This is a genomic window from Paenibacillus zanthoxyli JH29, assembly GCF_000520715.1.
GTDB classification, from domain to species: Bacteria; Bacillota; Bacilli; order Paenibacillales; family Paenibacillaceae; genus Paenibacillus_AQ; species Paenibacillus_AQ zanthoxyli.
In genome coordinates, this window is the sequence record NZ_ASSD01000194.1 from 1 (window position 1) to 9,890 (window position 9,890).

A 9,890-nucleotide genomic window follows, 5' to 3' on the forward strand; every position below is an offset into this window, starting at 1 on the left:
CAAGCACTCACGTCGATCCTGCTCTAAACATGAGGGCTAACAAGGCCGGGCGTGATCATGTGCTTAGTACGAATAAGGATAACGGTTATAGGGCTGCCCGTCATAATCGTGCAGATACACTTGACCGTGGGAGGGACACGGGAAAGAAGTTGCAGCTTGGTGGCCGCCGTGATGCGGATATTGGATTCCCTGGGCCGACGGCGGGACATCCCCGCAGACGCAGCCCGGAGGCGGCCCTAAAATGACGGATTCCTGCAGCGGAGCTACCGCTTGTTTGTAATTCTCTTCATCTACGCAGTAGGCCCGGTTCAGGACTTCCGGAGGGATGGCTTTCAGGAAATCGGAGCCATAGACGATATCAGGGGTGGGAACATCAAAAATAGTTAAAAAGTGCGTCTGCTCCGATAAGGCGATAATCCAGTGGAACCATCCTTTGGGAAGCACGGAAACCTGGCCGGGGGTCAGCCTGTAGGTCATGAGCTGCTGCGTAAAAGGATTAAATACCGAGGTCATAATTTCCCCGCTGATGACAAACACAACCTCCGAAGCGTTCGTATGCCAATGCGGCTGAATGATAAATCCTTTCGTCATATGCACGTTAAAAAAACCTGTTGGAATAACGGGCAGCTGAGCTCCGAACACTTGGGTAATATAATTGCACGGATTCAGCTGGTAATTGATGTGCTTGTTGGAATCCGCCGTAAGCGTCAGCGCCGGAGAACTGAGCGGAGAGTTCATTATGGGTTCCTCCATCCTGGGCATTTGTCTATCCAGCATATGCATGACGGAGGGAGGGGGTTACCCTCAGGAATAGTTCTCTACGTACCAGTCGATGATTTTGCGTGCGATGCTGACATTTGCCGGAATGACGGGCAGATTGCCGGGTTCGAACCAATCGGCATGGACAATTTCCTCGCCGTCCACCGTAATTTCGCCGCTTTCGTAGTCAGCGAGGAAACCAACCATTAAGGAATGGGGAAAAGGCCACTGCTGGCTGCCAAAATAGCGAATATTGTTGACCTTAATTCCGACCTCCTCCATGATCTCACGCTTCACACAGTCCTCCAGCGTCTCGCCGGGCTCGACAAAGCCGGCAATCAGCCCGTACATATTATTCTGAAAATGCCGGGCATGGGCGAGCAGGATCTGGTTATCCTTCAGAATAGCAGTAATCACCGCTGGTGCCAGGCGAGGATAATTGACCAGCCCGCAGTTCGGACATTTCCGGGATCTCTCAATCTCTGATAACACCGTCTGCGTCCCGCACCGGCCGCAGTACTGATGCGTATCATCCCAGGCGAGCATTTGGATCGCCTTGCCTGCCAGGTGGAACAGATCTTCATCCACTTCATCATACAGTGAGCGGAGCGGGCGGAAGGCCATGCCTTCCGGTTCGGCAGCGTCCGACCGGACCTCTGCGGCGAAGCTCGGGGTATCTTCAAATGTCCCGAGATACAAAGTGCGCACCGGGTCAATACGCAGCTGCTCGGCTGATTGCGCAAGCGGAATGCCGGTAATGCCGGCTGATTCTGTAACGAGCAGTCTGCCGGCGCTAAAAATGAACCAATACGCAGACCCTCCAAAGTCGGGGTCTGCAGTGACGGCGGGATTATATCGTTTGTAGATGCTTTCTCTTTATACCTTTCCGGGCCGGAACCTCGGCGCCATAATCCTGCGCTGAAGGCAGGTCACTCGGCCAAATTTTTCTATTAAGAATAGCAAAAAAAGGAGAGAGTGACAAACGAAAAACCTGCTGACTCAGATCGAATCGGCAGGTTTTAGATTGGCATGATCGGTTTTTCTAATTGTGATAGAATAAGCTGAAAATCAACTATTTATGTCTTAAGAAAGATAGACAGGAATTAAGGTTAAGGGCGGAGGTGTTCGAACTTATGCTGGAACCGATGAAAACTTACAATACCGCAGTAGAAGCGACGCTCGAAGTAATCGGGGGCAAGTGGAAGCCGCTGATCTTGTTCCATCTCACGTTTGGCAAGAAACGCAACGGCGAGTTCATGAGCCTAATGCCTGCCATCACACAGAAAGTACTGACGCAGCAATTGAGGGAACTGGAGAGGGATGAAGTCGTTAAGCGGACAACATACAATATGGTTCCGCCTAAAGTCGAGTATGAGCTGACCGACTACGGCTGGAGCCTCAAGGAAATTCTTCATCTCATGTGCCGCTGGGGCGATACTCATGTTGAACGGAAATACGGGGATCAAGCCATTATCTTGTCCGAAGTCCAAACAGAGAAAGAGACCGGTCTATGAAGTGCGAAAGCCGGTTTCTTTCTCTGTAAGGTTATGGAATGACCTTGCGGCGGCGGAAATCTTCAAAAATGTTCAGGAACATGGACTCCGTATCTACAAACTCATGAAAGCCGGCCCTGCGGGCTTTGGTGCCGTCAGCGAAAAAGTCGTAATCCCAAGAAAACACAAAGTCGCCGAAGCGCCATGAGGAAACGCTGCTATAGCTGTTGTTCTCCAAGCCGTATTTCTCTACCATGGCCTCCCAGAGCGCTTCTTTATCCTGCATCACGACGTCCAGCGACATCGGCAGCGGAGGGGCCGTCTCCAGTTCAAAGTAAGCAGCGATCTTGGGCCAAAGTTCGTTCCACCGGAACAAGTCCCCATTCGTAATATTGAAAGCCTGATTCGCGCAGCGCTCATCAGTTGCCGCCCACACCGTTGCTTTCGCAAGCAGCCCGGCATCGGTCATTTCCAATAAACTGTGGTAGGCACCCGGTTTGCCGGGAAAGCGAAGGGGGATTCCCAGCTCTTTCGACATCGAGGCATAGATGGCGATGACCATAGCCAGATTCATTGGATTGCCGAGAGCGAAACCGCATACGACGGAAGGGCGGAGCGCCGACCAAGTCCAGCCTTTTCCCTGCTGGCGATGCTCCAGAAACTTCTGTTGGTCGATATTGAATTCCGGCGGCATATGATCGGCGTCGCTCTCGCGGGCCGGTGTCTTGAAAGGTCCGAGATGCGCTCCGTACACTTTGTAGCCCTGCATGAGACTGATATGCTTGAGCCTTGCGGCAACCGGCTCGATAGCCTCAACTACGTTGACGAGCATAGCGAGATTTGGCGGAACCAGCTCCGCCCTGTCGGACGGTCCTGGTAGGCGGCGTAGAAAATATGAGTCACCTCCGTCAGGCTGCTTAATTTCTCTTGGCTTTCCGAGGGATTCAGCAAATCCGCAGCGATATAGCGAACGCGGCCGGATGATTCTCCGCCTCGGCGCGATACGCCGATGATATCCCAATCGGGAAGCGTGGCAAGATAATCAATCAAATTGCGCCCGATCACCCCGTTAGCTCCAACAACAAGAGCCGTTTTTCGCGGCGCCGCTGCTTTTGTGTTCATCATTTAATCCTCTCCTTACCTATAATGGTTACACCCTCATTGTGCGCAGCCGGGCGATAACTGAAAAGTACGCACTTTGAAGTCATATAGTGACTTGAAAGTTACAAAAGGCGGTGCCGAATAGAAAAGGCCGGGATCTCTCGAAAGAAATCCCAGCCTTTTTGCGCTTTGTTTTGTCTCATTCTCCCAGCAGCTTTTCTGACAGCAGGTCTAGTGCCTGCATCACTTTACTTACGTCCTCCGGATTCAAATGGGCATATTGCCCTGAGATCAGCCGCTCCAGCTTTGCCGATGACGCCGTCATCAATTCTTTTCCCGATGGGGACAGCTCGACAAAATGAACTCTTTTATCCTTGATATCGGCCCGTTTGGTAACCAGCTTCTTCTCGATTAACTTCTTCACTTCGCGGCTCGTGTTGGGCAGGGACATGCCGGTGCAGGCGCTGATCTGGCCAAAAGTAACCGAGTCTTCAGTGTACAGGAAATGCAAAATTTCGAATTGCAGCAGCGTTACATCTTCCGGTTTGGTCGCGGTAAGCAGATGGCGCGTCACTTTCGAGAACTCGGTTCCGAACGTCCTGAGTTTATTGGCGAATTCGGGTAATGGCATGTTATCACCTCGCTATGTGGAATTATTATGACAAATATTTTTTTTACGCGCAATCTATTTATCATTTGACAACTAAATGGCGATAACATAGTATAAATATAAAATAAATGTTATCATTTGATAACTAATTATGAGGTGATGAATCGTGAACACATTGATTGTCTATGCCCACCCGAACCGTGAAAGTTTGAATGGCGCCTTTTTGAACGCGGTGAAGCAGGGGGTTGCACAGAACACTTCTTCCGGGGGATTGCAGGTGCTGGATTTGTACGAGGAAAGCTTCGATCCGTCGCTGGTGTACAATAAAGAACGCAGAAGAAGGGATATGCACAAGGACCCGGAATTGGAAAAATACAGAGAACAAATCCGCTGGGCCGACCAGCTTGTGTTCATCTATCCGATCTATTGGGGCAGACCACCGGCTATTCTGCTCGGTTACATCGACCGAATGTTCGCCTCTAATTTTGCTTATCGGGACCGGCCGAACAAGATTTATCCCGAAGGACTGCTCAAAGGAAAAAGCGCGGTATGCATCTCCACGATGAAAGGACCGGCCCACTATCCGCTGCTAACCCTGAACAATGCGCATAAAGTGCTGATGAAGCGCGGCTTGTTCCATTTTGTCGGCATCCGCAAGGTCAAATTCTTCGAGTTTGGGTCAATGGAAAGCAAGAAGGGGAACCAGGTGAAGAAGCTGGCTAAGGTGGAACGGTATTTTTCGGCGCAGTGACTTTTCAAGCAGTCACCGTAAGCCATATACTGGGTCAAGGTTTCTCTGGCGGAAAGCCTAGGTTAGCGTTTACAATAGAGGCAAACTCCAAACTCCAACTCCAAATTCCAAATGAGGTGAAGATATGGCCGGTTTCCGTTGCATGAATCACCCGGACCGCCAGGCGGTTCATCAATGCGGCAGATGCGGCAAGCCGCTGTGCGAGGAATGCTATGATGCAGATCTCGGAAGATGCCGTGAGAACTGCGCGGAGGCGCTGGTTAGGCCGCAGCCCAAAGGGCGAAGCGCGGTCTTCCGGGTCATCGTGGCCATCCTGGCGATTATCGGGGCGCTAACGGTGCTGCTGGCTGCGATCTGCGGGGCCTATATCTTCAGTCTGTCATCATAATCAAAGGAGCGCGCCGATGGAATTCCCCGTATACCTGGCTCTCGGTTCCTGGCGGATTCATCCGCATGTGCTGTTCGAGTCGCTCTCTCACTTTATCGGCTTCCGGGTGTATCTGTGGACCCGGCGTCCGAGCGAAATGTCCCGGCTGATGAGCCTGCAGATTCTTGCCGGAACCATTCTTGGCGCCGCGCTCGGCGCCAAGCTGCTGTTCTGGCTGGAGGACCCGGCAGCTACGTGGGAGCAGCTTCGGCAGCTTCACTTCCTCTGGGGCGGGAAGACCATCGTCGGCGGTCTGCTCGGCGGATTGATCGGCGTCGAACTGACCAAGAAGTGGGTCGGTTGGACCCGGTCGACCGGCGACGATTTTGTGTATCCGCTCATCCTGGGCCTTTTCATCGGGCGGATCGGCTGTTTCCTGACGGGCCTTGACGACCATACGTATGGCACCGCGACAACCTGGTTTACCGGCATCGACTTTGGCGACGGGGTCAGGCGGCATCCGACCCAGCTGTATGAAATGGTCTTTCTGCTGGCGCTCGCGCTGCTGCTCATCCCGCTGTACCGGCGAAGCCGCGCGCCTTTGGGGAGTCAGGTTGGCATCTTTTACCTTCCAGGGCGGATGTTCCAGTGGTTCATGTTCGGTTATTTGGCCTTCCGGTTTGCCATTGATTTCATCAAGCCGACGCCCCATCCTTATCTCGGGCTTAACAATATTCAGCTTGCCTGCCTCGCAGGTCTAGCCTGTTACGCCTGGCTGCTGTGGTTCAGAGGGCGTGTCCGCCGTTCTCCCGCTCTCCGTAGAGATTCGAGGGTTTAAGCGCGCAGGGGCGGGCAGCTGTGGAAGTCCAGAACCCCAGTCAAGCCATTCCATTCCAACCGCAAAGGAGTCCTCCCATGCCGAACCGACCGTATCTCTATCATGAGCTGACCGCCAGCATCTGCTCCGTCTGCTACCGCAAAATCGAGGCCAAGATCATCCAGGAAGACGGACGCATATACATGGTCAAAAGATGCCTGGTTCACGGCCCGGAAAAGGTGCTGATCTCCACAGACGTGCCTTATTACAAAAAGACGCGGGAGTTTATCAAGCCGTCGGAAATGCCGCTTCAGTGGAATACGCCGATTAAATATGGCTGCCCGTATGACTGCGGCCTCTGCCCGGATCATGAGCAGCACAGCTGCCTGACGCTGCTGGAGATTACGGATCACTGCAACCTGAGCTGTCCGATCTGCTTCGCCGAGTCGTCGCCGCACCGCACGTCCTACCGGTCGCTGGAGCAGATTGAATTCATGCTGGACCGGATCGTTGAGAATGAGGGCGAGCCGGACATTGTGCAGATCAGCGGCGGCGAGCCGACGACGCACCCGCAGTTTTTCGAGATACTGGACATGGCCAAGAGCCGTCCGATCAAGCATATCATGGTGAACACGAACGGCGTCCGCATCGCCAAGGACCGGGAGTTCGCGCGGCGGCTCGCTTCGTACATGCCGGGCTTCGAGATTTACCTTCAGTTCGACAGCCTGGAGGCGTCCGTGCTGAAGGAACTGCGGGGCGCGGATTTGCGGCACATCCGGGAGGATGCGATTCGCCATCTGAATGAATTCAATATTTCGACGACGCTTGTCGTCACGCTCAAGAAGGGGCTGAACGACGGGGAGATCGGCTCGATCATCCAGTACGGGTTGAAGCAAAGGGCTGTGCGCGGCGTGACGATTCAGCCGATCCAGGCGGCGGGAAGGCTGGAGGGCTATGATCCAGTAGAGGATCGGCTGACGGTAAGCGAGGTGCGGCGCAGCATTATCGACCGGTCGGGGGTGTTCGGGGAGGCGGATATTTTGCCGGTGCCCTGCCATCCCGATTCCCTTGCGATGGGCTACGCGCTGAAGCTGGGCGAAGAGGTGCTGCCGCTGACCGGACTGATCGATCCGGATATTTTGCTTGAAGGGGGCAGCAATACGATTGTGTTCGAGCAGGACCCGGAAATCCGAGGCAAAATGTTCGAGCTTCTCTCCACCGGCCACTCACCGGTATCTTCCGCTCTGTCGCTCAAGAGCCTGCTCTGCTGTCTGCCGCTTGCCGCCGTGCCGGAGCAGATCAGCTATGACAATGTGTTCCGGGTGATCGTGATGCAGTTTCTCGATGCGCATAATTTCGACGTGCGGTCGGTGAAGAAGTCCTGCGTGCATATCGCCCATCCCGACGGGCGGATCATCCCTTTTGACACCTACAATCTGTTTTATCGGGACGATAAAGAGCAGCTGCTGGAAGGGATAAGGGACGAGATTACGACTGCATGGGACGGGGAAGTCCAGTAGGGGAGCCTGTCGCAGAGGGAAAAGCGCTGACGAAGCGGCTAACTAGCTGACAGCTTTCTGACCTACATCGGTTCAGTCTGGGCCCGGTGTATGGCGGCTGGCATTTTCCTGCAAACCTGCAGGTTTACCCAGGTGAATTTCGCGTAGGAAAAAGTGATTGATGCGAATGTGCAGGTTTTGAGCTTATGATATCGCCAACCGGGGTGAGGGGAGGTGAAATACCTGGACTTTTGCAGGAATTGGGTCCGGGAGGAGAATTTCCACGGAAAAAGATGTATAGACGCAGGCATCTCCCCTACCTATCGACCCGCCAACCCATCAACAAACCAAAATCAAACTCCTCCCACCAAAGAAACACTAACTCATCGAACCACTGGACCTACAGCCCCCCTAACCAATCCAACTGATCGAACCCATCGGACCCACCAACCAATCCATCGATCCCCCACTCACCTACTATCCACCCCGATGTCGGACGCCTTGCCATGTCTTTAAACGGAACTGCTGCCCCGTTTAATTGACATCCGCCGTAAGCTTCTTCAGCAGCCTCAATATTTTATTAGGGAACCGGCGCTTTAAAGCGGTTGCGGAAAAGCGTGACAGGTATTGTAGCTGCCGGGCTGTCGAATCCCGGTACAAGAAGGGCATTCCTCGGGATGTCCTTTTGAATGGATAAGAAACGATAAGCCGCTCACCTAAGCTGCTGGCGATTATGGTATATAATTACGAAAGGCGCCCTAAAGGCTCAGACCAGCGCAAAAGGCATGGCGTACCAATGGAATAAGGAGGGAGCGGCCGAATGTCCGATCCGTTAAGAGAGGAAATCAGACAAAAAATCGTGAACGGCGATTTTCACTGTGAAAAGGAGCTTACCCTGTCCATCATCAGCGGAAAATGGAAGGTTGTGATTTTGTGGCATCTCGGCGTGGAGGGACCGCACCGGTTCAGCGATTTGCAGAAGCTTTTTCCGAAAATTTCGCATAAAATACTAACCCAGCAGCTTCGCGAATTGATGGAGGACGGCATTGTTCACCGGGAGGTGTATCCCGACATTCCTCCGAAGGTGGAGTACTCGATGACCGAGCTTGGAATGACGCTTCTGCCGATTGTTGAGATGATGTACGAGTGGGGAAAAATGCGGATCGAACGGATCAGACAGGAGCTGAAGCTGGAGACGAGACAGAAGTAAGCGCGGATAGCTTCGAAGGGGCCTGCAAAAAAGCCTAAACAAGCCACGGGGCTAAGGCCGATAAAAGACGAGGGCAGGTAACCTTTTGGTAACCTCTGTACTAAAAAGTGCATTCTTCACAGGACGAGACGACAGCGTTACAATGTGACTCGTGAAAGATAAACTTGGGGAGGGACCTTTACCAATGAGTAAAAAAGCGATGCTTATAATACCGCCGGACCGTTTCAACGAAGACGAACTGTTTCATCCGAAGGAGGAACTGGAGAACGCCGGAATCACCGTAACGGTGGCCAGCACGAAGACTGGTGAAATCACAGGCGACAATCAGGGGAAAGTAAACGCCGAAGTGGTATACTCCGATGTTTCCGCTGCGGACTATGATGTGGTGGCCGTCATCGGCGGCTCCGGCACAATCGATTACCTGTGGGGCGACGACAACCTGATCCAATATTTGAAGCGGGCTTATGAGCACAAGATTCTTGTAGCTGGTATCTGCGCAGGCTCTGTCTCGGTTGCGAAGACGGGTCTGCTTGCCGGACGCCAGGCGACCTGCTATCCGGTGGATGTTATGATTGATGAACTGAAAGCTAACAGCGCGGACTATGTCGTGCAAAATGTGGTAGCGCATGACGATATCATCACCAGCAACGGCCCGGACGGTGCGCGGGACTTCGGTAAAAGCCTGGTTGCGGCGCTGGCCTAATAACCGTTGCAGAGCAAAATCCATATTTTTCTCCTGTCCGAATACATAATAATCATCCTCTTCAGGCCATCCTATACAAGGAAAGATAGCAGCTATGCGAGAAGAAGGAGAGGGTTATGATTTATGAGACATTATGAGTCCAGTATGCGAACGAACAGCACCGTGGATCAGGCGCAGGATTCGGCGCAAAAACTGCATAACGCCGTCACCCAGGCGATGAGCCATCCGAAGGAGAAGGCCGTGGAGCAAGCCGAGAACAGTCTGGAGCATGCCGAGCGGGCCATCAAGCATGCGCCAGAGGGATCGGTTCAGGGGCATGGCGTGGACTTGGCGGAGGAAATGCTGGAGGAAGAAAAGAAGAGACTGTCCTCTTTGAATAAGCAGGGGCGTTAATCCGCACAGCAGGCAACCAGCATAAGAAGAAACGTTTCTATATACAGGCTTCCGTCATGGGCGGAGGTCTTTTTCATTTTGTATTCCGGAAGAGGGGACTTTAGGGTATATATTAGGAAAGCGGAAAATCGTTAAAGGCTGCGATGATGGCAAAAGTCCAGCGGTATGATGTCAAGTTCCTGATTCT

Annotated in this window: 11 protein-coding genes and 1 pseudogene; 8 read left to right on the plus strand and 4 right to left on the minus strand. The window is 53.0% G+C overall.

Going from position 1 to position 9,890, the window contains the following annotated elements; all coding sequences use genetic code 11:
- Window positions 1-63: 63 nt before the first annotated feature.
- Window positions 64-738, minus strand: coding sequence for a cupin domain-containing protein (locus L691_RS28215; RefSeq protein ID WP_084653957.1), 675 nt, complete (start codon window positions 736-738; stop codon window positions 64-66).
- A 66-nt stretch (window positions 739-804) separates the two neighbouring features.
- Window positions 805-1,626 (minus strand): NAD(+) diphosphatase, encoded by an 822-nt coding sequence (gene nudC, locus L691_RS28220; RefSeq protein WP_036735957.1) that lies wholly within the window; start codon window positions 1,624-1,626, stop codon window positions 805-807.
- A 266-nt stretch (window positions 1,627-1,892) separates the two neighbouring features.
- On the opposite strand from nudC, the gene L691_RS0107545 reads away from it, so the two are divergent.
- Window positions 1,893-2,273: a winged helix-turn-helix transcriptional regulator gene (locus tag L691_RS0107545; RefSeq protein ID WP_025689760.1), complete on the plus strand. Its 381-nt coding sequence runs from the start codon at window positions 1,893-1,895 to the stop codon at window positions 2,271-2,273.
- Between the two features lie 31 nt (window positions 2,274-2,304).
- Here the strand turns inward: L691_RS0107545 and L691_RS28225 are convergent.
- Both L691_RS28225 and L691_RS0107555 read right to left on the minus strand, forming a co-directional pair.
- Window positions 2,305-3,374 (minus strand): annotated as a pseudogene (locus tag L691_RS28225) (SDR family oxidoreductase).
- A 178-nt stretch (window positions 3,375-3,552) separates the two neighbouring features.
- Complete coding sequence (locus L691_RS0107555; protein WP_025689761.1) at window positions 3,553-3,984, minus strand: MarR family winged helix-turn-helix transcriptional regulator; 432 nt, start codon at window positions 3,982-3,984, stop codon at window positions 3,553-3,555.
- A 145-nt stretch (window positions 3,985-4,129) separates the two neighbouring features.
- Here L691_RS0107555 and L691_RS0107560 point away from each other — a divergent pair, with 145 nt between their 5' ends.
- The 7 genes from L691_RS0107560 (at window position 4,130) to L691_RS0107595 (ending at window position 9,703) form a co-directional block, all read left to right on the plus strand.
- Window positions 4,130-4,714, plus strand: a complete 585-nt coding sequence (locus L691_RS0107560) for an NAD(P)H-dependent oxidoreductase (RefSeq protein WP_025689762.1) — start codon at window positions 4,130-4,132, stop codon at window positions 4,712-4,714.
- Window positions 4,715-4,838: 124 nt separating this feature from the next.
- On the plus strand, window positions 4,839-5,102 hold the full coding sequence (locus tag L691_RS0107565; RefSeq protein WP_025689764.1) for a hypothetical protein: 264 nt from the start codon (window positions 4,839-4,841) through the stop codon (window positions 5,100-5,102).
- A 16-nt stretch (window positions 5,103-5,118) separates the two neighbouring features.
- Window positions 5,119-5,919: a prolipoprotein diacylglyceryl transferase gene (locus tag L691_RS0107570; RefSeq protein ID WP_025689766.1), complete on the plus strand. Its 801-nt coding sequence runs from the start codon at window positions 5,119-5,121 to the stop codon at window positions 5,917-5,919.
- Between the two features lie 77 nt (window positions 5,920-5,996).
- The gene (locus tag L691_RS0107575; RefSeq protein WP_025689767.1) at window positions 5,997-7,418 is read left to right on the plus strand and encodes a radical SAM protein; all 1,422 of its coding nucleotides are present in this window, start codon (window positions 5,997-5,999) and stop codon (window positions 7,416-7,418) included.
- Window positions 7,419-8,217: 799 nt separating this feature from the next.
- Window positions 8,218-8,607 (plus strand): winged helix-turn-helix transcriptional regulator, encoded by a 390-nt coding sequence (locus tag L691_RS0107585; RefSeq protein ID WP_025689768.1) that lies wholly within the window; start codon window positions 8,218-8,220, stop codon window positions 8,605-8,607.
- 184 nt (window positions 8,608-8,791) lie between these two features.
- Complete coding sequence (locus L691_RS0107590) at window positions 8,792-9,310, plus strand: DJ-1/PfpI family protein (RefSeq protein WP_025689769.1); 519 nt, start codon at window positions 8,792-8,794, stop codon at window positions 9,308-9,310.
- Window positions 9,311-9,433: 123 nt separating this feature from the next.
- Window positions 9,434-9,703 carry a hypothetical protein gene (locus L691_RS0107595; RefSeq protein WP_025689770.1) on the plus strand — a complete coding sequence of 90 codons (270 nt, stop codon included), beginning with the start codon at window positions 9,434-9,436 and terminating at the stop codon, window positions 9,701-9,703.
- The last annotated feature ends 187 nt before the right edge of the window (window positions 9,704-9,890 follow it).

Coding starts and splice junctions, on each gene's coding strand:
- L691_RS28215 (WP_084653957.1), bottom strand. CDS start 738: ATGAACTCTCCGCTCAGTTCTCCGGCGCTGACGCTTACGGCGGATTCC.
- L691_RS0107545 (WP_025689760.1), top strand. CDS start 1,893: ATGCTGGAACCGATGAAAACTTACAATACCGCAGTAGAAGCGACGCTC.
- L691_RS0107555 (WP_025689761.1), bottom strand. CDS start 3,984: ATGCCATTACCCGAATTCGCCAATAAACTCAGGACGTTCGGAACCGAG.
- L691_RS0107565 (WP_025689764.1), top strand. CDS start 4,839: ATGGCCGGTTTCCGTTGCATGAATCACCCGGACCGCCAGGCGGTTCAT.
- L691_RS0107570 (WP_025689766.1), top strand. CDS start 5,119: ATGGAATTCCCCGTATACCTGGCTCTCGGTTCCTGGCGGATTCATCCG.
- L691_RS0107575 (WP_025689767.1), top strand. CDS start 5,997: ATGCCGAACCGACCGTATCTCTATCATGAGCTGACCGCCAGCATCTGC.
- L691_RS0107585 (WP_025689768.1), top strand. CDS start 8,218: ATGTCCGATCCGTTAAGAGAGGAAATCAGACAAAAAATCGTGAACGGC.
- L691_RS0107590 (WP_025689769.1), top strand. CDS start 8,792: ATGAGTAAAAAAGCGATGCTTATAATACCGCCGGACCGTTTCAACGAA.
- L691_RS0107595 (WP_025689770.1), top strand. CDS start 9,434: ATGAGACATTATGAGTCCAGTATGCGAACGAACAGCACCGTGGATCAG.